Here is a 21,764-nt window from a genome sequence, read left to right as displayed (position 1 = left end):
TCAATTTACGAATGAGCGGTTAACTTCGCCTTATTAAATGGTTTATAGTCAAAGGGATGCTTTCGCATCCCTTTCTTTTTATTAATTAGGGTGCTTGCTCACTAGGGCTTTTATCAATCAAGGAAATGTGGAAATGGAAAATAAACAGATTGCGATTACTCAATTCGGCGGCGTCGAAAACCTAAGTATTCAAACCAGTGCGATCCCTGAGCCGAAGGCCGGAGAAGTGGTGGTTAAAGTTTCCTTTTCGGGCATTAATCCGATTGATGTGAAAACCCGTGCTGGCCTTGGTTGGGCAGCAGCACAAAACAAAGACAACCTTCCTTGGGTGCCGGGATACGATATTTCAGGGCAAATTGTCACGCTAGGCGATCAGGCTGAACGTTTTACTGTTGGTGATAACGTGGCTGGCTTTATTGGTTTTCCACTGCAAGGTGGCGGTTACAGCCAATATGTGTCTGTTCCAGAAGCAGCACTTAGCATGGTTCCTGACTCTGTCACCCTAGAAGCGGCAGCGGCATTACCACTTGCAAGTCAAACAGCAGCTCAAGCACTCAATAAAACCGAAGTGAAAGAAGGCGATCGCGTGCTTATCTTAGCGGGCGCAGGCGGTGTTGGTCACCTTGCGGTTCAAATTGCAGTGGCTGCAAAAGCCGAGGTTTACACCACCTGCAGTGAAGCTAACCTCGATTATCTTGCAACACTAGGCGCTCATGCGATCAACTATAAGTTTGCTCCAGCTTCAGAACGAGTTTCTGATGTTGATGTGTTGATTGATTTGGTCGGTGGCGATACCGCACTTGATGCATTGAAGTGCTTAAAAGATGGCGCGCGAGTCGTGACTGTGCCGACTCTTTCTGCAGAACTTATCTGTGAGAAAGCAACACTATTAGGTTTTACTGCATCAGGCATGCTGGTTGAACCAAGCCCTGAGCAAATGGACACTATGCTTTACATGGTCAGTGTCGGATTACTCAAAACAGAAATTCAAGGTATCTACCAGTTAGACGAGGCGCAGTCGGCGCACCTGCAGGTTGAAACCGGACACACCAGAGGCAAGGTGCTACTTAAAATGCAAGAAAGTTGATAGGCAGTGTTAGAATTTTTTAACTCCCTTTTTGAAAATATCGCGCTGTGGTTCTCGGACTCGGCGTTGTGGGTACTCTTCATTAGTGGCTTCTTGAGTGCCACGTTACTACCCGGTGGTTCAGAAGCTAGCCTTGTGGCTGCATTGAGCTTAGATCAGTTTTCAACTTCATCGATCATTCTAGTGGCGACATTAGGTAATACCTTAGGCGGCCTGACTAACTATTGGATTGGTTTGTGGTTGCCTAATCGAACTCAATCTGAAAAGCATGGTCATAAGGCTATGGCTTGGCTGAGTCGTTATGGCTACTGGACACTGTTATTTAGTTGGTTACCGATCATTGGTGACCCTTTGTGTCTAGCGGCGGGTTGGCTAAGAATGAAATTCATCCCTAGCGTTATTTTGATAGCGATTGGCAAAGCCGCTCGCTATAGCTTACTTGCTGCTATCTACTTCGGTTTTTTCTAAGGAGAACCTATGAAAAAGGTTTTACTTGGTACATTTTCTCTTATCGCCATTGCTGGCTGTTCTTACAATGTACCTAGCTCAACGCCCTTCTTTTCCTCGTTACCTGAAGGTGTCACTCTGTTAGAAGAGGTTAAGCCCTCTAAAGATAAAGTGGTGATTCCTTACACCAAGTATCAGCTTGAAAACGGTCTGACAGTTATTCTTTCCCCTGATGATTCCGATCCGTTGGTGCATGTTGATGTAACTTATCATGTCGGCTCAGCTCGCGAAGAGATAGGCAAGTCGGGCTTTGCTCACTTCTTTGAGCACATGATGTTCCAGGGTTCTGAGAACGTCGGTGACCAACAGCACTTTAAGATCATTACTGAAGCGGGTGGCTCGTTAAACGGCACGACTAACCGTGACCGTACTAACTACTTTGAAACCGTTCCATCTAACCAGCTTGAGAAAATGTTGTGGTTAGAATCAGACCGAATGGGCTTCTTGTTGGATGCAGTTTCTCAGAAAAAATTTGAGGTTCAAAGAGGCACGGTCAAGAACGAGCGAGCGCAGAGCTACGAAAACCGTCCTTACGGCTTAATGTGGGAACGCATGGGCGAAGCGCTTTACCCTGAAGGTCACCCTTACTCATGGCAACCAATCGGCTATGTGGAAGATCTAGACCGTGTTGATGTGAATGACCTCAAGGCGTTTTTCCTGCGTTGGTATGGCCCAAACAATGCCGTGTTAACGATTGGTGGTGATATCGACGTTGATGACACGCTAGAGTGGGTGAACAAGTACTTTGGTCCTATCCCTCAAGGCCCAGAAGTTAAGGCGGCAGAGAAGCAACCTGCTGTGCTAACAGAAGATAAATACATCACCTTAGAAGACAATATTCGTCAGCCGATGGTGCTTGTTGGTTGGCCAACAACGTATCGTGGTGAAGAGACACAAGCTTCCCTGAATGCACTGTCTAATGTGTTGGGGTCAGGCACTAACAGCTACCTGTATCAAAACCTCGTAAAAACACAGAAAGCAGTCAGCGCTGGATCTTTCCATGATTGTGCTGAGCTTGCATGTACCATGTATGTGTATGCGATGGGTAACTCAGGTGAAAAAGGTGATTTGACGGTTCTTAATAAAGAGCTGATGGATACCCTAGAGCAATTCTCGAAAGAGGGTGTTGAACAAGAGCGTTTAGACCAGATCACAGGCATGGCAGAAGCGAATGCCGTTTTTGCATTGCAAAGCGTTAAAGGTAAGGTGTCGCAACTCGCGTCTAACCAAACCTTCTATGGTCAGCCTGATCGCATTGAATCACAACTCGACCAAATCCGAGCGGTGACGCCTGAGAGCGTGAGCAAGGCATACCAAGATTTCATCGAAGGTAAGCACAAGGTGACCTTGAGTGTGGTTCCTAAGAAGCAACTCGATTTAGCGGTTCGTGAAGCGACCTTTACCACGCCGCCACGCACTTTGCCTGAATACAGCAAGGTGACGGAAGACCAACTGGATTTCAGAAAAGCACCAAATACCTTTGATCGCAGCGTGATGCCAGAAGTGAACTTTGGTGTTGAAGCTACGATGCCTGATTTGTACCGCATGCATTTTGCCAACGGTACGGATTTGATTGGTACCGTGACCAGTGAAACACCGACCGTACAGCTACAGATTCAACTTCCAGCCGGTGAGCGTTATGTTCGTAAAGGGCAAGAAGGCCTAGCGAACCTAACGGCTTCGATGATGGAAGAAGGTTCAACAAAACGAACGGTTGAAGAGCTACAAGCGACGCTAGATAAGCTTGGTAGTAGTGTGAGTATCAGTGCGGGCAGTTACACCACAGATATTTCAGTTTCTACGCTAGAGAAAAACCTGCCTCAAACCTTAGCGATCGTGCAAGAGGTTCTGTTTGAGCCTAAGTTTGATGAGCAAGACTTTGAGCGTGTTAAGAAACAGATGCTAGAAGGTGTTGTGTATCAGCACCAACAACCAAGCTGGATGGCGTCTCAAGCAACACGTGAGGTGCTGTTTGGCGACAGTATTTTTGCTCGAGCGAGCGATGGTACTAAAGCTTCTCTATCGAAACTCACTCTAGACGATGTGAAAAAATTCTACGATCAACACTACACACCTGAAGGTGCCAATATTGTTGTTGTGGGAGACATCTCGAAGAAAGAGATTGGAAAACAGCTACAATTCTTTGAAGAGTGGCAAGGCGATGCAGCTCCATTAACGCGTCCACAAATCGTCAAAGAGCTTTCAGGTCAACACCTGTATTTGGTAGACAAACCGGGTGCGCCGCAAAGCATTGTTCGCTTGGTTCGTAAAGGCCTGCCGTTTGATGCAACGGGTGAATTGTATTTGAGCCAGCTAGCTAACTTTAACTTAGCGGGTAACTTTAATAGCCGTATCAACCAGAATTTACGTGAAGATAAAGCCTACACTTACGGTGCAAGCGGTTACTTTGCGAGTACTCGTGAAACGGGCGCAGTAGTATTCAGTGCACAGGTAAGAGCGAATGCGACGGTTCCATCGATTCAAGAGTTCATTAATGAGCTGAACGAGTTCAGTCAAAGTGGATTAACTGACCAAGAGGTGAAATTTATGCGCCTCGCCGTCGGTCAACAAGATGCGCTTAAATACGAAACGCCAAGTCAAAAGGCGGGGTTGTTGAGTAATATTGTGGCATTGAGCCTTGATGAAGATTACCTACAACAGCGTAATCAGATAGTTGAAACGGTTTCAAAAGAGACCTTAAACGAACTATCTAAGAAATGGTTTGACCCGAATGATTATCAAATAATCGTTGTTGGTGACGCGGCCTCGCTTCGCCCGCGATTAGAAAAGTTAGATATTCCAATAGAAGAGCTTGAAATCATTCGTTAGAGTACACATTAAAGGGGGAGGGAAGAGACTCTACTTTTCTCCTCCAACCTAATTTATGATAGTTCTAATCAGAACGATATAAGATAAGTGAACTGAATTTTGACTGATTTTGCTGCGCGACTAAAGCAAGTTGCAACTAACCCTAAGACCTTCTCTCAATTTGGTCGTGGTGTTGAAAGGGAAACGTTACGCTACACGGAAGATGGCCATCTTGCTACTGGGCCGCACCCTAAAGCTTTAGGATCTGCGTTGATGAACGAATGGGTAACGACCGATTTTTCTGAGTCGCTACTGGAATTTATCACGCCTGTTTCTAATGACGTTCCGACGCTTTTGAATCAGTTGTCTGATATCCATCACTTCACGCAAACCAAGTTAGACGGCGAAAAACTATGGCCGCTTTCTATGCCTTGTTACGTTGGCAGTGAAGATTACATTCAGCTAGCGCAATACGGCACCTCTAACAACGGTAAGATGAAGACGTTATATCGTGAAGGCCTAAAGCGTCGTTACGGTAGCCTGATGCAGATTATCTCTGGTGTTCACTTCAACTTCTCTTTCCCAGAAAGTTTTTGGGATAGCCTGTTTGGAGAGCAAACTGAAGAAGCGCGTTGTGAATCTAAGTCAGATGCTTACTTTGGTTTGATTCGTAACTACTACCGCTTTGGTTGGTTAATCCCATACTTCTTCGGTGCTTCACCTGCGCTATGTTCTTCTTTCATCAAAGGAAGAGAGACAAGCCTGCCTTTTGAAAAGATTGGCGAGACACTGTACTTACCAAAAGCAACGGCACTGCGCCTGAGCGACCTTGGCTACACCAACAGTGCTCAAAGCGTATTGAAGATTGGTTTCAACAGCCTAGATCAATACCTTGAAGGTTTGAATCAAGCGATTCGCACACCATCAGAAGAATTCGCCGAGATTGGCACTAAGGTTGATGGTGAATACCGTCAGTTGAATAGCAACGTACTGCAAATTGAAAATGAGCTTTACGCTCCAATCCGTCCTAAGCGTGTGGCGAAGAGTGGTGAGAAACCATCTGAAGCATTGGCTCGCGGTGGTGTTGAATACATTGAGGTGCGTTCTTTAGACGTAAATCCATTCAGCTCAATTGGTATCAATGAGCAGCAGGTTCGCTTCTTAGACTTATTCCTAACGTGGAGTGTGCTAACGGACTCAGCAGAGATGGATAACTGCGAGCTTGAATGCTGGCGCGATAACTGGAACAAGGTGATCCTAGAAGGTCGTCAGGTTGGTCTAGAGCTGCAAATTGGTTGTCATGGTGAGCGATTGTCTCTGCAAGACTGGGCGAAGCGTGTCTTCAAAGATCTGCGTTCTATTGCCGAGATGATGGACGCTGAACAAGGTGGTCGTGCATACCAAGAAACGTGCGATACGCTTGAAGCTTGGATTGATAACCCAGAGCTGACCATTTCTGGCCAGTTGCTAGAAGAGACTAAGAAGTTAGGTGGCTTAGGTAAAGTGGGTTGCGCGTTAGGTAAAACGTACGCTCAGCAACACAAAGCGCACCAATACAAAGTATATTCAGCTGAGTTGATGGAAGCAGAAGTTCAACGTTCTGTGATTGCTCAGCAACAAAGTGAAGAAGCAAGCACTCAAGATTTTGATAGCTTCTTAGCGGATTATTTTTCGTATTTAAAAGCATAGCGAGACTTTGGTGGAAAGGAAGCAAGCCTTATTAGGTCAGCCTACTCGAGTGAGTAGTAAATGGTTACCTGTAGTGACTGTTGGTGTTGTCTCTAGCCTATTGGTTGGATGTGCAACGCCACCGCCAAAGCAGCAAGATAATTTGTGTAGCATCTTTCGAGAGCACCCTTCATGGTATGAAGATGCTTTGGATATGCAAGAAGAGTGGGGCACGCCGATTAACGTCGCGATGGCTTTTGTGAAACAAGAGAGTAGCTATCGTCATGATGCGCGCCCACCTAAAGATTACATTCTTGGCTTTATACCGTGGGGACGTGTAAGCAGTGCCTACGGTTATGCACAAGCTCAAGATCCTGCTTGGGAAGACTTCCAAAAGGCGACCAATAACGGTGGCTCAAGAACCAACTTTGATGATGCATTGATGTTCATCGGTTGGTATACCAGCGAGACGCGTCGTCAATTGGGCATCTCACTATGGGACCCATATAACCAATATCTGGCTTATCATGAAGGCCGTGGTGGTTATAAGCGCAAGTCATACAACAGCAAGCCATCGTTGATTAAGGTGGCGCGCAAAGTCGAACAGCAAGCAAAAGATTATGGATGGCAGCTGAAACAGTGCCGCAAAGAACTAGAAGACAATCGAAGCTGGTTTTTCTAAAACCAGCCGTCATGGAGAAGAGCAATGCCTTTATTAGATAGTTTCACTGTTGATCACACACGCATGAACGCACCTGCAGTTCGTGTTGCTAAAACAATGCAAACCCCAAAAGGGGATACCATCACTGTGTTTGACCTGCGTTTTACTGCGCCAAACAAAGACATCCTATCTGAGAAAGGTATCCATACTCTAGAGCATCTATACGCTGGTTTCATGCGTAATCAATTGAACGGTTCAGATGTAGAGATCATCGATATTTCACCAATGGGTTGCCGTACGGGTTTCTACATGAGCCTGATTGGTACGCCTACAGAGCAACAAGTGGCTGACGGTTGGTTGGCAGCGATGCAAGACGTACTGAAAGTTGAGAACCAGAATAAGATCCCTGAGTTGAACGAATACCAATGTGGTACCGCAGCAATGCACTCTTTGGATGAAGCGAAAGAGATCGCGAATGCGATCATCGCTGCAGGTATTTCTGTAAACAAGAATGATGAACTGGCACTACCAGAGTCGATGCTGAAAGAGCTTAAAATCGACTAGTCATTGATAGCTACCCTAGATAGGGCGAGTTAGATACTAAAAGGCCCGGTTCAATGAACCGGGCCTTTTTCGTCAACGTATTTTAGGGCGAGACAGAGATTCAGTGATAACTCAGTTAGCCGTTCACGATCTGTGGGAACACGCGAACCAGTTTGATGCGGTTCTCTTCAAGCTCAACAATTTCCATTGGGTGGCTGGCAACCTGAACACTTAGGTGACTCTCTGGAATATCTTCAAGATGTTCCAGTATCAAACCATTCAGCGTTCTTGGGCCATCGGTAGGCAGTGCCCACTGTAAGCCTTTGTTGATATCTCGGATATTGGCGCTACCTTCAATCAAGAAGCTGCCATCGCTTTGCGGAGTAATTTCTTCTGATAAGCTTGGGGCGATAGAGGTGGTAAACTCACCTACGATCTCTTCTAGAATATCTTCTAATGTAACCAAGCCGTTGATGTCGCCATACTCATCAACAATCAAACCGATACGCTGTTTATTGCGTTGAAACTTGAGTAGCTGAATGTTGAGTGGTGTCGCTTCAGGAATAAAGTAGATCTCATCTGCGGCACGCAGCAGTGTCTCTTTATTGAATTCGTTCTTTTCAAGCATCAGGCGGTAAGCTTCACGCAGCCTAAGCATGCCGACCACTTCATCTATTTGGTCACGGTACAGCACCACGCGGCCATGAGGCGAGTGGGTCAATTGACGAACGATAGATTTCCAGTCGTCATTGATGTCGATACCAGTTATCTCATTACGCGGCACCATGATGTCGTTCACGGTGACGTGCTCTAAATCCAGAATAGACACCAACATATCTTGGTGACGTTGAGGGATTAAGCTACCTGCTTCATTTACTACGGTTCTAAGCTCTTCGGAGCTCAAGTGGTCGGTTGCATCATGGCTGGCTTTGACGCCTAAGATACGAATGAAGCCGTTGGTAATAAAGTTCACTAAGATCACCAATGGTGATAGTACCTTCATAAGTATCATCAAAAGGATACTACTCGCGTAAGAGACACGTTCAGGGAATAGAGAAGCGATGGTCTTTGGGGTTACCTCGGCGAATACGAGGATCACGAGAGTCAGGGTACCAGTAGCGATAGCCACACCGATATCCCCGTAGATGCGCATACCAAGAATAGTAGCGATCGCAGATGCAAGAATGTTGACGAGATTGTTGCCGATGAGAATGAGGCCAATCAATCTGTCTGGGCGGTTCAGAAGTTTTTCTACGCGTTTGGCACCTTTATGACCCGTATTGGCCAAGTGCTTTAAACGGTAGCGGTTCAGGGACATCATGCCCGTTTCGGAACCAGAGAAATAACCAGAAATTACAATGAGACACGCGAGTAGCGCAAATAAGATACCCGTTGATATGTCGTCCAAAACTATTCTTTTCCTATTTGTGTATCTTGATTAATTTATGACCGAACATGGTCGAGATGTCAATTGAATGTCTTGCACTCAATATTTTAAAGGCAAGGTATGTGAGACCTTGCCTTTATTTTACAGACTAGTTCAGGATGATTTCCTGGACGAAGCGGCTACCGAAGTAGGCTAATGTGAGCATGCTGGCACCGGCCAGTGCGAACCAAGTGACTTTCTGTCCACGCCAGCCTTTCTGATAGTGACCCCATAGAAGGATGGAGTAGATAACCCAAGCGATAAAAGACAACACAGCCTTGTGTGCTTTTCCTTGAGCAAACATATCTTGTACAAAGATGAGACCCGTCAACAAAGTACCCGTTAATAAGCCATTACCAATCAAAATGATCTTGAAAAGCTGTCTTTCCACCATCATTAAAGGAGGTAGGTTAGGGTTTATCACTAAGGCTTTTTTCTTTTTAAGTTTGTGATCTAGCCAAGCAAGTTGCAGGGCGTATAGCGCACCGATAGTTAACGTTGCGTATGAGAATAGAGCCAAAGAGATGTGCACGAGCAGTTTTGGGTCATTCTCTAGATGTTTGATGAAGGTGCTTGGAAGAAAAGTGGCAGCCATCAAGTTTAGCGCAGCGAAGCTATAAACGACGGGCAAGATAAACCACAGACGGGTTTTGAGCATTGCACCGCTCATTACCACGGATATGATTAAACTGATTAATGAAGCAACGTTCAAGATACTGAGGTTTTGGCCACTGGCATTAAAAATCAAATCGCCAAGCAACCAAGCATGGAAAGCTAGAGCAAGTAATGCGCTGATAAACACCGTTTTTACACGGATTCCTGTTTGGTGCACGAGACCTGGAATGATCGTGGAAATCGCCATTGTATAAAGAAAGGCTGCTGCGATCGCAATAAGACTGTCCATGGTATCCATTTTAATGATTATTAATTGGCGAATTATACCTCGCATCGCTCTTTGGGGCTATGGCGAACCTCATTCAATTCCAAGTGAATAATGTCTCACATCACAAGCACGGATGATTAACGCTCTACAACGGGTATGACTCTAATCCGCGCTAATGTATACTCACAGTAATAGTCGCAGTTTTGAGCGAAGAGAAAACTATGTTTGATAATTTAACGGATCGTCTATCCAAAACGCTGAAGAACATCAGCGGTAAAGGTCGTCTGACCGAAGACAACATTAAAGAGACGCTGCGTGAAGTACGTATGGCGCTACTTGAAGCCGACGTTGCACTGCCCGTTGTCCGCGATTTTGTTAAGCGCGTAAAAGAAGGCGCTGTGGGTGTTGAGGTTTCTAAATCTCTAACGCCTGGTCAAGAATTCATTAAGATCGTTCAAGCTGAACTTGAAGCGGTGATGGGTGAGTCTAACGAGGCTCTTAACCTAGCAGCGCAGCCGCCAGCCGTTATCTTAATGGCGGGTCTACAAGGTGCGGGTAAAACCACATCGGTAGGTAAGCTATCTAAGCTTCTAACTGAGCGTGACAAGAAGAAAGTCTTGGTTGTATCTGCCGACGTTTACCGTCCAGCGGCAATCAAACAGCTTGAAACGTTAGCAAGCGATGTTGGCGTAGACTTCTTCCCATCTTCAGCTGATCAAAAGCCTCTTGATATTGCAAACGCTGCAATCGACCACGCGAAGAAGAAATTCTACGACGTGCTACTTGTCGATACTGCGGGTCGTTTGGCTATCGATGAAGAGATGATGGGCGAGATCAAAGAGCTTCATACTGCAATTAAACCAGTAGAGACACTGTTCGTTGTTGATGCAATGACAGGTCAAGATGCTGCGAACACTGCAAAAGCCTTTGGTGATGCGCTACCACTAACCGGTGTTATCTTGACGAAAGTTGATGGTGATGCGCGTGGTGGTGCTGCTCTGTCTGTTCGTCATATCACAGGCAAACCGATTAAATTCTTGGGTGTTGGTGAAAAGACTGACGCACTAGAACCGTTCCACCCAGATCGTGTTGCTTCTCGTATCTTAGGTATGGGCGACGTACTGTCTCTCATTGAAGACCTACAGAAAAACGTTGATACCGAGAAAGCAGAGAAACTGGCTAAGAAGTTCAAAGAGAAGAAAGGCTTTGACCTTGAAGACTTCCGTGAACAGCTAGGTCAGATGCAAAACATGGGCGGCATGATGGGCATGATGGATAAGCTTCCAGGCATGTCTCAGCTACCAGATAACGTTAAAGATAAAGTTGATGACAAGATGTTCAAGCAGATGGAAGCGGTCATCAACTCTATGACCATGAAAGAGCGTCAACGCCCTGACCTAATCAAAGGCTCTCGCAAAAAGCGTATTGCCGCTGGTTCTGGTACACAGGTACAAGATGTAAACCGTATGCTTAAGCAGTTCACCCAAATGCAGAAGATGATGAAGAAGATGCAGAAAGGTGGCATGAAAGGCATGATGCGCAACATGCAAGGCATGATGGGCGGCGGTGGAGGTATGGGCGGAATGGGTGGTGGCTTTAACCCGTTTGGTCGATAATCTACAAATGTAAGCTTTAGCTACGTTACTTTTCATAGTGTTAGCCGTGTCACAGAAAGTGTACGGCAGCTATGTTGGTGAAAAAATAGCTAAAGCCCTTGCATTGCACCGGAATAAGAGTAAAATTCCGGGGCTTTAATTTGGCACGAGACCCCAAGCTATTTACTTATACTTGGGGTTAATTATTTTATTAAGAAAGCAAAGAGGACGACATGGTAACCATTCGTTTGGCACGTCACGGTGCAAAGAAGCGCCCATTTTATCAAATCGTAGTTGCGGATAGCCGTAACGCTGCAACTGGCCGTTTCATCGAGAAAGTAGGTTTCTTTAACCCTACTGCTCAAGGTCAAGAAGAAGGTCTACGTCTAGACCTAGATCGTGTTAACCACTGGGTTGGTCAAGGCGCATCTCTATCTGATCGTGTAGCTAAGCTAGTTAAAGACGCTCAAAAAGCGGCTTAATTCTTTTTTAAAGAGAAATAGCTTATGTCGATGAAGGGTAAAGAAACTATGAGCGAGCAAAACAATAGAATTGTCATGGGTAAACTTGGGTCTACCTATGGTATTCGTGGCTGGCTTAAAGTGTTCTCCTACACAGACAATGCTGAAAGCATATTTGATTACAGCCCTTGGTATTTAAACCTAAAGGGTAAGTGGGTTGAGTACAAAGTTGAGAGCTGGAAACGTCATGGCCAAGGTTATGTATGTAAGCTAGCGGGATTAGATGTTCGTGAAGACGCGCAACTGATGACTAACTTTGAAATTGCTATTGACCCTGCTTCGTTACCTGAATTGTCAGAAGATGAATTCTACTGGCGCGAATTGTTCGGTATGCAAGTTTTTACCACTAAAGGTTACGACCTTGGTGAGGTCACTGACCTATTAGAAACTGGCTCGAACGATGTTCTAGTAATCAAAGCAAATCTTAAAGATGCTTTTGGCCAAAAGGAACGGTTAGTACCGTACCTTGAAGAGCAAGTGATCAAGAAAGTTGATCGCGAAGCTCGCCGGATCGAAGTTGACTGGGATCCTGGATTCTAACTCCAAATTACAGAGCGAGAGAACACATGTGGGTTGGCATTATTAGCCTTTTTCCTGAAATGTTCCGTTCTGTTACTGATTTTGGAGTAACAGGTCAAGCGGTTAAAAAAGGTCTTTTATCTATTGAGACATGGAATCCTCGTGATTTCACTCATGATAAACATCGCACTGTTGATGACAGACCTTACGGTGGTGGTCCTGGCATGTTAATGATGGTTCAGCCTTTGCGCGACGCTATCACAACTGCCAAGCAAGCAGCACCGGGAAAGACGAAAGTTATCTATCTTTCACCTCAAGGTCGTAAACTCGACCAGAAAGGTGTTGAAGAGCTGGCAACAAACGAGAATTTACTTCTTATTTGTGGTCGCTACGAAGGGGTAGATGAGCGCATCATTCAATCTGAAGTTGACGAAGAATGGTCGATTGGAGATTTTGTGATGACGGGTGGCGAACTGCCAGCCATGACGCTGATTGATTCAGTATCTCGGTTTGTTCCGGGTGTACTTGGAGATTTCGCTTCAGCAGAAGAAGATTCTTTTGCAAATGGTTTGCTAGATTGTCCCCATTATACGCGCCCTGAGGTTCTAGACGATAAAGATGTGCCATCGGTACTCAAGTCTGGAAACCATAAGGACATTCGTCGCTGGCGATTAAAACAATCGCTGGGCCGAACTTGGCTAAGAAGACCAGAACTCCTGGAAAACCTAGCTCTGACTGACGAACAGGAACAATTACTGGCTGAATTCATTAAAGAGCAACGCTCTTAACGAAAAGCAAGCAGTAACCTATTAAATTTAGTATCAGTTTATTCTAGGAATTTATACAAATGAGCAACATCATCAAGGCTCTTGAAGAAGAGCAACTAAAATCAGACCTTCCTAAATTCGCACCAGGTGACACTGTTGTAGTTCAGGTTAAGGTAAAAGAAGGTGACCGTGAGCGTCTACAGGCTTTCGAAGGCGTTGTAATCGCTATTCGTAACCGTGGTCTACACTCTGCATTCACAGTTCGTAAGATCTCGAACGGTGAAGGCGTAGAGCGTGCGTTCCAAACTCACTCTCCAATGGTTGATAGCATCGAAGTTAAACGCCGTGGTGCAGTACGTCGTGCCAAGTTGTACTACCTACGTGAGCGTTCTGGTAAGTCAGCTCGTATTAAAGAGAAGCTTACTAAGAAGTAATTCTTTTTGCATTCTATCGATAAAAGCGGAGCCATTTGGCTCCGCTTTTTTGTGTCTGTTATTTGTAGCTTAGCAGGTAAGAGATCCCCAATTCGCTCGTACCTCACTCTTGAGGATGACGAACCAAACCGAAACTCATATTTAACCGTCATTCCCTAGACAGACGAAGGAAGGAGTAGGGAATCTCTACTAGCGCCGTGTTATAGGCAATAAAAAAGGATTGACGTTAAACGCCAACCCTTCAACATTTACTCGCTACTCGCTACTCGCTACTCGCTACTCGCTACTCGCTACTCGCTACTCGCTACTCGCTACTCGCTACTCGCTACTCGCTACTCGCTACTCGCCTAGTACGGATCTTCCGACCAACCATCGCTATCCGACATGTCTGGTGCGCCAGCGATGCTGTTCTCTTCGTCTGCCCATTCACCGAAATCAATCATCTGACATTGCTTGCTGCAAAACGGGCGGTGCGGGCTTTGTTCACCCCATTCAACGTCAGTATTACATTGAGGGCATTTAACGATGGTGATTTTCTTCGACATAGTGATTCTTAATTTGAGGGGGTAATAATAGTGAGTTTAGGCCCGAGTGAAGACTCAAGCCAAACTATAAAAGGAAATCAATTAGGTGCAGATCGCCAATTCAAATTCGATGTCTTGAGTACAGGCTTGCCCAGTTTCAAAGCTCATGAATTTAACTGCAAAGCGGTTCTTGTGACCTGAGATCATCGGGTAGGCACCGTATTGCATTGGAATAGACAGACGAAGGATATTCGCTTCATCGGCATCGCTCTGGAAGAAGCCAGCACGAGCGATTTGCTCTTTAAAGTGACCAGTCTCTCTGGTGAGCTTCAACCACAGTGTTAGCGCTTCATACAGAGGCTGTAGGCTATCCATCCAAGCTTTGGCATCTCTCATTCTCTTATCGAGAGGAAGGTGCAGCCAATAATGTAGTGCCGGTAAATCAAAGCAGCATGAGCCACCTGGAAGATTAAAGCGCTGGCGAATCGCACTCAGGAAGCGGTCTTCTTTAAGTGATTGGCCAAAACGCTCTGCCTGCATCAGATCACGATAGATGTTACCAATGTCATTAAGCAGTGATGTCAGCATCTCTTGATCGACACCTTCAACATCCAACCAACTTTTGTAGGTTACACGTTGCTTCTCAATATCTTTTGCTAGTTCGCTCTTGAGTTGGATCTGTTCAAAGATTTCAATCAGATCAAAGATGGAACGGAAAAAGAGTTGATACTGTTGAGCATCGGAAAATGTAGAAGACAAGTGTAGCTGCCTCAAGAGTGATTCGACTCTTAAGTAGATGCGTGTTTTCTCATTTAGAGGATGTTCAAATTTATGGGTGATCATCGAGCAAACCTTCATTCAACATTGTTCTATTCTGACCCATCTACAGCACTGATTGCCAGATACTTTTGATGTAAATCTGTGATTTGAGGCAAAAGTTCTTGGTTTTTAGTATGGTTTTTAATCACGTCATCTGCAACTGCTAAGCGTTGTTCTCTTGAAGCCTGTGATTTTAAAATTGATGCAACTTGTTCCCTAGAAACATTATCACGACTCATCGTACGTTCTATTTGAACTTCTGCTGGCACATCAACAATTAATACGCGATCGGCCATGCCTTGCATTTGGTTTTCTACCAATAGCGGTGCAACTAATAAACCATACGGGGATGTGATTTTAGACAGGTCACTGTCAATTTTGTCACGGATCATGGGATGAAGGAGATCATTGAGCCACTGCTTCTCTTTAGGATCTGAGAAGATCAGCTCGCGCAGTCGACTTCGATTGAGTGTTCCATCTTCAAGCAAGATAGACTCACCAAAGTGTTCTGTAATCTGTTTTAAACCGTCACTGCCCAGCGCAACCACTTCACGTGCCACGATATCAGCATCAACAATATCAATATTAAAATGCTCATTGAACAGGTTAGCGACCGTGGTTTTGCCACTGGCGATACCACCGCTTAATCCGATAATGATTGCCATGGTTAAATTCCTAGTACAGAAGTGAAATACCAACCCATGATGTCGTTACCCCATATCAAGCTTACCCAACCCGCAATTGCAAGGTAAGGGCCAAATGGAAAGGCTTTATCGATGCCTTGCTGTTTCAGGCGAAGTTGAATCAAACCAAACACAAGGCCTACGAGCGAAGATAAAAGGATGATCATAGGCAAGTGCTGCCAACCCAGCCATGCCCCAAGCGCAGCCAGGAGTTTGAAGTCACCGTAACCCATGCCTTCTTTACCTGTGAGTAGTTTGAACAACCAATACACCGACCACAGAGCTAGGTAGCCAGCCATTGCGCCAACCACGGAATCTTGCAGCGATACTGGGCTGATATTAAACAGTGCTAAAGCGATACCGGACCATACCAAAGGCAAGGTGATTTGATCAGGCAACAACATAGTATCGAGATCGATAAAGGTCGCGGTAATCAATGCGAAGGTGAAAAAAATTAAAGCAATGGCGTAGTAACTGAAACCAAAGTGGCTAGCAACCATTGTGCAAAGTATTGCGGTAAGCAGTTCGACCAAAGGGTAGCGAGCACTGATTGGATTAGCACAGCTGTGGCACTTACCCTTTAAGAACAACCAGCTTAACACTGGAATATTATCGACGATTCTTAATTGGGTTTTGCATTTCGGGCAGGTTGAACGAGGAATGCTGAGATTGAACTTTCCCTCTGGCGCTGGAATTTTATATTGAGAGAAATATTCCGAGCACTCTTGTTGCCATTCGCGTTCCATCATAATCGGTAAACGGTGTATGACTACGTTGAGGAAGCTGCCGATAAGAAGGCTAAAAATGAAAGCTAATACGGGGAATAGCCAAGGATAGTAGTGAAATACTTCCATAGTGTCCTTTACCACTTAATCAAGGTGAGCAGAGATTGCTGCTCATGGGTGTTTAGTTGCTTTTAACTATCCTAACACACTCATAAGATTAAAGATCGGTAAGTACATCGCAACCACAAGCCCACCAACGACAGTACCTAAAAACACGATGATCAGTGGCTCTAGAATCTTGCCCAAATTGTCGACGGTGTTGTCGACCTCAAACTCGTAAATGGAAGCGACTTTATTGAGCATATCATCAAGGTTGCCTGACTCTTCACCTATCATCACCATCTGTAACACCATTTCAGGGAAGGCATTGGTATTGCGCATCGCGATATACATCGGCATTCCAGCTGCAGTTTCACGGTGAACTTCAATAATCGCTGATTCATAATGTAAATTGCCTGCGGTTTTTGCGGTGGTTTTAAGGCTCATGAGAATCGGAATACCAGAACTAAAACTGGTGGATAGCGTGCGGCTGAATTTGGCAATAGAGGCTTTGGCCATCACACCACCAAGCACTGGGAAGCGTAAGCCTAAGCGACTGGCTGATAATCGAATCGAGTAAGAGCGCTGACACAATTGATGGACCAATAGCGCCAACAAACCTATGCCCACAGCAGTATAAAAACTGTAAGCCTGCATCCAATGAGAAAGATGAAGAACTTGTTGAGTAAACCAAGGGAGATCGGCACCAAACCCTGAAAACATAGATTCAAATTCGGGGATTACCATGGTTAGCATTAGGTAGGAGACAGTTAGTGCAACAATGACCACCATCGCTGGGTAGATCAGTGCTTTTATAACCTTAGACTTTAACTGTTCACTCTTTTCTCGATAAGTTGCCAAGCGTTCGAATACTTGCGCTAGATTACCGGAAAGTTCGCCCGTCGCGACTAAGTCGGTGTAGAGATCATCAAAGTGACGGCTTGCGGTTCGCATCGCTTTTGATATCGGAGTGCCTGCTTCTACACCTTTACAGATATGCGAAAGGATGGACTTCATTTCAGCCTTACGATGATTGTCTGATACCAACTTGATGGCCTGCACGATAGGGACACCAGTCGCCAACATAGTCGCCAATTGTCGAGTCAAAATAGTGATGTCTTTGGGTTTTACGCGATGTGTTAAACGAGTCAGCGCAGAGATGCTTTTCTTTTTTATCTTCTTGGTTTGAATGTGCTGATCTTTGAGCTTTTCTCGCACCTCTAGTTCGGTGAGCGCTAAGGTTTGCCCAGACACTTTCTTGCCTGAGCTGTTAATGCCTTTCCAGTGATAGCTTTTTAGTTGTGATTGTTTGGACTTGCTACTCATTGGTGCTCCATTGGTTATATGTACAGAACTCGTTGCAGCTCTTGATAGCTGGTGGTGCCTTCAAGCAATTTATCTAACCCTGACTCTTGCAGAGTTCTCATGCCTTCTCGACGAGCCAAGTTTTCAATGGCTAACGCGTTCGGTTTGTCGATCAGGCTGCTTTTCAGTTGATCGCTAAACAGCATCACTTCATAGATACCCACTCGCCCCGAATAACCTTGGTTACACTCATTACACCCTTGAGGATTCGCTTTGTAGATGGTTTGGCTGTTAGGGATCGAGTGACGCAGAAATATGCCTGGTGAATCGTCAGTTTCTTTGCAGTGGTTGCACAACCGCCTTGCCAGTCGTTGGGCGATAATCAAACTCAATGAGGAAGCGAGGTTAAAGGGTTCTATCCCCATATGAGCGAGTCGAGTGACGGTTTCTGCGGCGGAATTAGTGTGCAGTGTCGAAAGCACCAAGTGACCGGTTTGCGATGCTTTGATCGCGATCTCTGCGGTTTCCAAGTCGCGGATCTCTCCAACCATCACAACATCAGGATCTTGTCGTAAAAATGATCGCAGTGCTTCAGCAAACCCAAAGCCGATCTTAGGTGTTACTTGTACCTGGTTGATACCACACAGGTTAATCTCCACTGGGTCTTCAGCTGTTGAGATGTTGCGTTCCGTAGTGTTAAGCACTCTAAGGCCAGTATATAGGGAGACGGTTTTTCCGCTGCCAGTAGGCCCGGTCATTAAGATCATCCCTTGCGGGCGTTTTAGCGCATCGAGGTAGAGTGCTTTTTGATCTTCGGTGTAACCTAATTTATCGATATCTAGATTGGCCGCGCTGCTATCAAGCAGTCGAAGAACGATCTTTTCACCCCACAAGGTCGGCAGCGTTGATACACGCATATCAATCGCTAAGTCGTCATTTAGACGCAGTTTAATACGACCGTCTTGAGGCAAGCGGCGTTCAGCGATATCAAGCTTGGCGAGGATCTTTAAGCGAGCTGATAGACGACGACTTAAGTGAGAAGCGGGCTGTTGAATTTCGACAAGGATGCCATCGCAACGTAGACGCACGCGGTAGTTTTCTTCATAAGGTTCGAAGTGGATATCCGATGCGCCTTTACGCACCGCATCAACCAGTATCTGATTGATAAAGCGACTGACAGGGGAGTCATCTTGGCTGAGATCTTCAATCGAAGTTATCTCGTCATCAGATATCTCAACAAGGTTAGCGAGCTCATCTTGAGTGATCTCTTTACGCTTGGAGTCTTGTCCGGAAATAGAACGGCCATACAGCTTTCGTATTGCGCCTTCTAATTCAGAGTAATTAGCGACAACCAATTCAATCTGTAATCCTGTCGCGAATCGAAAGTCATCTTCAGCTTGTAAATCCGTAGGGTCGGCAGAAGCGAGTGTGAGAGTGGAGCTAGAAACTGAAATTGGAATGGCGCGATACTTGGCGATCAACTCACGAAGCCCCAATTGCTCACACAAGGTTTCGTAGTTAGTACTGGCCAGTTGCACTAACGGTAAGCCGAAGATGGTTTTGATGTTTTTTGCTAAGGAATCGCCGCTGAACAAATCCAGAACGAGCAAAGCTTCAGGTGTAGATACACCTGAAGCATGTATATGTTCCGCAACGGCTTGTTCTTGAACCAGGCTAAGTAAGTTAGCTTGACGGAGAACGGTTGGGAGGTTGGTGAGCATTCTCTAGCTACAGCCCTTTGGTTTGTCATTACTGCCATGGTCTTCTAACTTACATGTCCAACCATGATCGTCATCTCTTTCATATGTAAACTTAGCTCCAGAGACGGCGCCCTTATTATGAGTAAAGGTTATCTTCTTATCTGTAATGGCTATAACCCCCAAACTATTTGAACCTGCAGAAACACCTAAATCACTCGGTGATGCACTGGAGATAGATCCGTTCTCTTGTATATATAACTCTGCAGGTGTTATCACTGATTTTATGGTGGCAAATCCTGATGCTAATTCACTTTTTGATACGTAATCTTTATAAGCTGGCACTGCAATCGCCGACAGCACACCAATAATCGCCACTACGATCATCAATTCAATCAGCGTAAAGCCTTTCTGAGTTGTTCTTTTGTTTTTGTTATTCATTGTCCTATTCCATTGTTTAGTTTGTTTCAGCGCAAGCACTGGTTGTTGGAAAGAATAGAATTTGAGGTGGGTAAGTGGAATGGTGTTCAGGTGTGGTCGCGAGCGGTTTTGTACTTATTGGTATCTTGTTTCATATGGCGCGCAAATTTATGCGATCAACTTAAATAAGTGATTGAAATACTGATAAATTAGGCAATAAAAAAGGCTCGGTAGTTAACCGTGCCTTTATAAATAAGTTATTTATATTTCAATAGATTAAGCTTTGAATCTCATTGATAAATCCATCGCTTTTAAGTGCTTAGTGAGTGCACCAACAGAGATGTAATCAACCCCCGTTTCAGCGAATTCTGCGATAGTGTCTAAAGTAACGTTACCTGAGTTTTCTAATGCTGCACGGCCAGCGTTGATTTTCACAGCTTCACGCATCATGTCTGTGGTGAAGTTGTCTAGCATGATGATGTCTGCGCCAGCACTGATCGCTTGCTCTAGCTCTTCTAGGCTTTCGGTTTCAACTTCCACTGGCTTACCTGGGTTCAGCTCTTTTGCAGTAGAGATAGCCTTCTCAATGCCACCACAAGCGATGATGTGGTTTTCTTTAATAAGGTAAGCATCGAACACACCAATACGGTGGTTGAAACCGCCACCACAAGCCACCGCGTATTTCAGTGCGCTGCGTAGGCCAGGAATCGTTTTACGAGTATCTAACAAGCGGCATTCAGTGTGTTTGATTTTGTCTGCGTAGATAGCCGTTGTAGTCGAACAGCCAGATAGCGTTTGAATGAAGTTCATTGCGTTACGCTCACCCGTTAATAGCGCGCGTGCTGGGCCAGTTAGCGTGCAAAGCGTTTGGTTCGGTTCAACCTTGTCGCCATCTTCTACATTCCACTCGATAGTCACTTCACCGCCCAATTGCTTAAACACTTCATCAGCCCAAGCTTTACCGCAGAACACGCCGTGCTCACGGGTAATGATGGTTGCAATGTTGATTGCGTCTGCTGGGATTAGACTTGCCGTAATATCAGCCGATGGATCTAACGTTCCACCTAGATCTTCTTTGATGGTCTCAGCGACTGCACGAGTGATCTCTAGAGGCAGTTGCTCTTTTAAGTAGTCTAGGCGTTGGTGGCTGTTATGTGTGTTTTTCATCGCAAATCTAATCTTGAAAGGGAGTGGGAATGGAATGATACTCTTGCTTAACTTCAAATTAAAGAGGCTAGCGCGACTGCTCTATGGGCAAGGTCACATCTTATTGTGCTAGCAGAAACGAAAGTGAGACCAAGATGACGATCAGCTCCAACGGATGGTATGACAACGCTCGGCATGTTCCTTCTCCGTATTTTGATGCTCGACCGAGTGCCGACGATATCTCGCTGCTGGTGGTTCATAACATTAGCCTGCCTCCGGGGCAATTTGGTGGGCCTTACATCGAACAATTTTTTACGGGTAAACTCGACGCTTCGGAACATCCATTTTTTAAGGTGATTCACCAAATGGGCGTATCGGCGCACTGTTTGATTCGTCGCGATGGGGAAGTGGTGCAGTTCGTTTCTTTCTTAGACCGAGCTTGGCATGCTGGCCAGTCGAGTTTTGCAGGGCGTGAAAGGTGCAATGACTATTCGATTGGTATTGAACTGGAAGGCAGTGACTTTGTGGCTTACACCGAGCAGCAGTATCAAGCGCTTAGCCAACTAACAGCAACGATCGTATCGACGTTCCCTCAAATCACCAGCGAACGTATCACTGGCCATCAATACATAGCGCCTCTGCGTAAAACTGACCCTGGCTTGGTGTTCGATTGGCAGAAGTTTAAAAAAAATCTCAAAGTTTAAGCCTCCGTTTTTGACGATGGCCTTACCGCTGGTGGGCGTTGAATAGTCAACGCCTAGCATAATGACTTGTGAATTTTTGTTGTTGCGATGTAAAGAAAGTGGTGGAGAGAAGCGCATCAATAAATTGAGAGTGTGACGAACTTATCAAACACTCATTTATTAAAACTTATGAACAGAATTTCCACCCTAAATGTGCGCTTGGTTCGATTTTTAAACAAGTGAC

22 protein-coding genes are annotated in these 21,764 nt (G+C 45.3%); 12 read left to right on the top strand and 10 right to left on the bottom strand.

Annotation, left to right across the window (positions count from 1 at the left end):
- The first annotated feature begins 133 nt into the window (after window positions 1-133).
- From HRQ85_RS15535 to luxS, 6 genes are all read left to right on the top strand, one after another.
- Window positions 134-1,087: an NADP-dependent oxidoreductase gene (locus tag HRQ85_RS15535; protein WP_172379998.1), complete on the top strand. Its 954-nt coding sequence runs from the start codon at window positions 134-136 to the stop codon at window positions 1,085-1,087.
- A gap of 6 nt (window positions 1,088-1,093) precedes the next feature.
- Window positions 1,094-1,555: a YqaA family protein gene (locus HRQ85_RS15530; protein ID WP_017059555.1), complete on the top strand. Its 462-nt coding sequence runs from the start codon at window positions 1,094-1,096 to the stop codon at window positions 1,553-1,555.
- Window positions 1,556-1,564: 9 nt separating this feature from the next.
- Window positions 1,565-4,423, top strand: a complete 2,859-nt coding sequence (locus HRQ85_RS15525) for a M16 family metallopeptidase (RefSeq protein WP_172379997.1) — start codon at window positions 1,565-1,567, stop codon at window positions 4,421-4,423.
- Window positions 4,424-4,522: 99 nt separating this feature from the next.
- Window positions 4,523-6,091, top strand: coding sequence for a glutamate--cysteine ligase (gene gshA / locus HRQ85_RS15520; protein WP_172379996.1), 1,569 nt, complete (start codon window positions 4,523-4,525; stop codon window positions 6,089-6,091).
- A gap of 10 nt (window positions 6,092-6,101) precedes the next feature.
- Window positions 6,102-6,752 (top strand): transglycosylase SLT domain-containing protein, encoded by a 651-nt coding sequence (locus HRQ85_RS15515; RefSeq protein WP_017629422.1) that lies wholly within the window; start codon window positions 6,102-6,104, stop codon window positions 6,750-6,752.
- Between the two features lie 24 nt (window positions 6,753-6,776).
- The gene (gene luxS / locus HRQ85_RS15510) at window positions 6,777-7,295 is read left to right on the top strand and encodes an S-ribosylhomocysteine lyase (RefSeq protein WP_172379995.1); all 519 of its coding nucleotides are present in this window, start codon (window positions 6,777-6,779) and stop codon (window positions 7,293-7,295) included.
- A gap of 115 nt (window positions 7,296-7,410) precedes the next feature.
- Here the strand turns inward: luxS and HRQ85_RS15505 are convergent, their stop codons facing one another.
- Window positions 7,411-8,682: an HlyC/CorC family transporter gene (locus tag HRQ85_RS15505; RefSeq protein WP_019825852.1), complete on the bottom strand. Its 1,272-nt coding sequence runs from the start codon at window positions 8,680-8,682 to the stop codon at window positions 7,411-7,413.
- 127 nt (window positions 8,683-8,809) lie between these two features.
- On the bottom strand, window positions 8,810-9,604 hold the full coding sequence (locus HRQ85_RS15500) for a cytochrome C assembly family protein (RefSeq protein WP_019825854.1): 795 nt from the start codon (window positions 9,602-9,604) through the stop codon (window positions 8,810-8,812).
- A gap of 200 nt (window positions 9,605-9,804) precedes the next feature.
- On the opposite strand from HRQ85_RS15500, the gene ffh reads away from it, so the two are divergent.
- The 5 genes from ffh (at window position 9,805) to rplS (ending at window position 13,419) form a co-directional block, all read left to right on the top strand.
- Window positions 9,805-11,199: a signal recognition particle protein gene (ffh, locus tag HRQ85_RS15495; RefSeq protein ID WP_172379994.1), complete on the top strand. Its 1,395-nt coding sequence runs from the start codon at window positions 9,805-9,807 to the stop codon at window positions 11,197-11,199.
- 212 nt (window positions 11,200-11,411) lie between these two features.
- On the top strand, window positions 11,412-11,660 hold the full coding sequence (gene rpsP / locus HRQ85_RS15490; RefSeq protein ID WP_004410028.1) for a 30S ribosomal protein S16: 249 nt from the start codon (window positions 11,412-11,414) through the stop codon (window positions 11,658-11,660).
- 24 nt (window positions 11,661-11,684) lie between these two features.
- Window positions 11,685-12,239 (top strand): ribosome maturation factor RimM, encoded by a 555-nt coding sequence (gene rimM, locus HRQ85_RS15485; RefSeq protein ID WP_017063236.1) that lies wholly within the window; start codon window positions 11,685-11,687, stop codon window positions 12,237-12,239.
- Window positions 12,240-12,265: 26 nt separating this feature from the next.
- The gene (gene trmD / locus HRQ85_RS15480; RefSeq protein ID WP_017061056.1) at window positions 12,266-13,006 is read left to right on the top strand and encodes a tRNA (guanosine(37)-N1)-methyltransferase TrmD; all 741 of its coding nucleotides are present in this window, start codon (window positions 12,266-12,268) and stop codon (window positions 13,004-13,006) included.
- Window positions 13,007-13,065: 59 nt separating this feature from the next.
- Window positions 13,066-13,419, top strand: a complete 354-nt coding sequence (gene rplS / locus HRQ85_RS15475) for a 50S ribosomal protein L19 (protein WP_004735514.1) — start codon at window positions 13,066-13,068, stop codon at window positions 13,417-13,419.
- A gap of 347 nt (window positions 13,420-13,766) precedes the next feature.
- Here the strand turns inward: rplS and yacG are convergent, their stop codons facing one another.
- The 8 genes from yacG to nadC form a co-directional block, all read right to left on the bottom strand.
- Window positions 13,767-13,964 carry a DNA gyrase inhibitor YacG gene (gene yacG, locus HRQ85_RS15470; protein WP_017106879.1) on the bottom strand — a complete coding sequence of 66 codons (198 nt, stop codon included), beginning with the start codon at window positions 13,962-13,964 and terminating at the stop codon, window positions 13,767-13,769.
- A gap of 81 nt (window positions 13,965-14,045) precedes the next feature.
- A complete protein-coding gene (gene zapD, locus HRQ85_RS15465) occupies window positions 14,046-14,786 on the bottom strand; it encodes a cell division protein ZapD (protein ID WP_017063237.1) in 741 nt (246 codons plus the stop codon).
- A 26-nt stretch (window positions 14,787-14,812) separates the two neighbouring features.
- Window positions 14,813-15,427, bottom strand: coding sequence for a dephospho-CoA kinase (gene coaE / locus HRQ85_RS15460; protein ID WP_048612337.1), 615 nt, complete (start codon window positions 15,425-15,427; stop codon window positions 14,813-14,815).
- A 2-nt stretch (window positions 15,428-15,429) separates the two neighbouring features.
- Entirely contained in the window at window positions 15,430-16,299 is an 870-nt protein-coding gene (locus tag HRQ85_RS15455; protein WP_172379993.1) for a prepilin peptidase, read from the bottom strand.
- Between the two features lie 66 nt (window positions 16,300-16,365).
- Complete coding sequence (locus tag HRQ85_RS15450) at window positions 16,366-17,595, bottom strand: type II secretion system F family protein (protein WP_172379992.1); 1,230 nt, start codon at window positions 17,593-17,595, stop codon at window positions 16,366-16,368.
- Between the two features lie 14 nt (window positions 17,596-17,609).
- The gene (gene pilB / locus HRQ85_RS15445; RefSeq protein WP_172379991.1) at window positions 17,610-19,295 is read right to left on the bottom strand and encodes a type IV-A pilus assembly ATPase PilB; all 1,686 of its coding nucleotides are present in this window, start codon (window positions 19,293-19,295) and stop codon (window positions 17,610-17,612) included.
- 3 nt (window positions 19,296-19,298) lie between these two features.
- On the bottom strand, window positions 19,299-19,712 hold the full coding sequence (locus tag HRQ85_RS15440) for a pilin (protein WP_172379990.1): 414 nt from the start codon (window positions 19,710-19,712) through the stop codon (window positions 19,299-19,301).
- A 255-nt stretch (window positions 19,713-19,967) separates the two neighbouring features.
- Window positions 19,968-20,858 (bottom strand): carboxylating nicotinate-nucleotide diphosphorylase, encoded by an 891-nt coding sequence (nadC, locus tag HRQ85_RS15435; RefSeq protein WP_172379989.1) that lies wholly within the window; start codon window positions 20,856-20,858, stop codon window positions 19,968-19,970.
- Window positions 20,859-20,941: 83 nt separating this feature from the next.
- Between nadC and ampD the strand changes: the two genes are divergently transcribed.
- Window positions 20,942-21,541: a 1,6-anhydro-N-acetylmuramyl-L-alanine amidase AmpD gene (gene ampD / locus HRQ85_RS15430; protein ID WP_172379988.1), complete on the top strand. Its 600-nt coding sequence runs from the start codon at window positions 20,942-20,944 to the stop codon at window positions 21,539-21,541.
- Window positions 21,542-21,764: the final 223 nt, after the last annotated feature.

Source organism: Vibrio sp. Vb339, from assembly GCF_902751245.1.
Taxonomy (GTDB): Bacteria; Pseudomonadota; Gammaproteobacteria; order Enterobacterales; family Vibrionaceae; genus Vibrio; species Vibrio coralliirubri.
The sequence above is the reverse complement of the archived record's forward strand: the minus strand, read 5'-3'. Positions and strand labels throughout refer to the sequence as shown.

Bases quoted from the DNA above. Each gene is read 5' to 3' on its own strand.
- HRQ85_RS15455 (WP_172379993.1), bottom strand. From the start codon at position 16,299: ATGGAAGTATTTCACTACTATCCTTGGCTATTCCCCGTATTAGCTTTC.
- coaE (WP_048612337.1), bottom strand. From the start codon at position 15,427: ATGGCAATCATTATCGGATTAAGCGGTGGTATCGCCAGTGGCAAAACC.
- HRQ85_RS15525 (WP_172379997.1), top strand. From the start codon at position 1,565: ATGAAAAAGGTTTTACTTGGTACATTTTCTCTTATCGCCATTGCTGGC.
- yacG (WP_017106879.1), bottom strand. From the start codon at position 13,964: ATGTCGAAGAAAATCACCATCGTTAAATGCCCTCAATGTAATACTGAC.
- HRQ85_RS15500 (WP_019825854.1), bottom strand. From the start codon at position 9,604: ATGGACAGTCTTATTGCGATCGCAGCAGCCTTTCTTTATACAATGGCG.
- rimM (WP_017063236.1), top strand. From the start codon at position 11,685: ATGTCGATGAAGGGTAAAGAAACTATGAGCGAGCAAAACAATAGAATT.
- rplS (WP_004735514.1), top strand. From the start codon at position 13,066: ATGAGCAACATCATCAAGGCTCTTGAAGAAGAGCAACTAAAATCAGAC.
- nadC (WP_172379989.1), bottom strand. From the start codon at position 20,858: ATGAAAAACACACATAACAGCCACCAACGCCTAGACTACTTAAAAGAG.
- HRQ85_RS15535 (WP_172379998.1), top strand. From the start codon at position 134: ATGGAAAATAAACAGATTGCGATTACTCAATTCGGCGGCGTCGAAAAC.
- HRQ85_RS15450 (WP_172379992.1), bottom strand. From the start codon at position 17,595: ATGAGTAGCAAGTCCAAACAATCACAACTAAAAAGCTATCACTGGAAA.
- pilB (WP_172379991.1), bottom strand. From the start codon at position 19,295: ATGCTCACCAACCTCCCAACCGTTCTCCGTCAAGCTAACTTACTTAGC.
- trmD (WP_017061056.1), top strand. From the start codon at position 12,266: ATGTGGGTTGGCATTATTAGCCTTTTTCCTGAAATGTTCCGTTCTGTT.
- zapD (WP_017063237.1), bottom strand. From the start codon at position 14,786: ATGATCACCCATAAATTTGAACATCCTCTAAATGAGAAAACACGCATC.
- ampD (WP_172379988.1), top strand. From the start codon at position 20,942: ATGGGCAAGGTCACATCTTATTGTGCTAGCAGAAACGAAAGTGAGACC.
- rpsP (WP_004410028.1), top strand. From the start codon at position 11,412: ATGGTAACCATTCGTTTGGCACGTCACGGTGCAAAGAAGCGCCCATTT.
- ffh (WP_172379994.1), top strand. From the start codon at position 9,805: ATGTTTGATAATTTAACGGATCGTCTATCCAAAACGCTGAAGAACATC.
- luxS (WP_172379995.1), top strand. From the start codon at position 6,777: ATGCCTTTATTAGATAGTTTCACTGTTGATCACACACGCATGAACGCA.
- HRQ85_RS15440 (WP_172379990.1), bottom strand. From the start codon at position 19,712: ATGAATAACAAAAACAAAAGAACAACTCAGAAAGGCTTTACGCTGATT.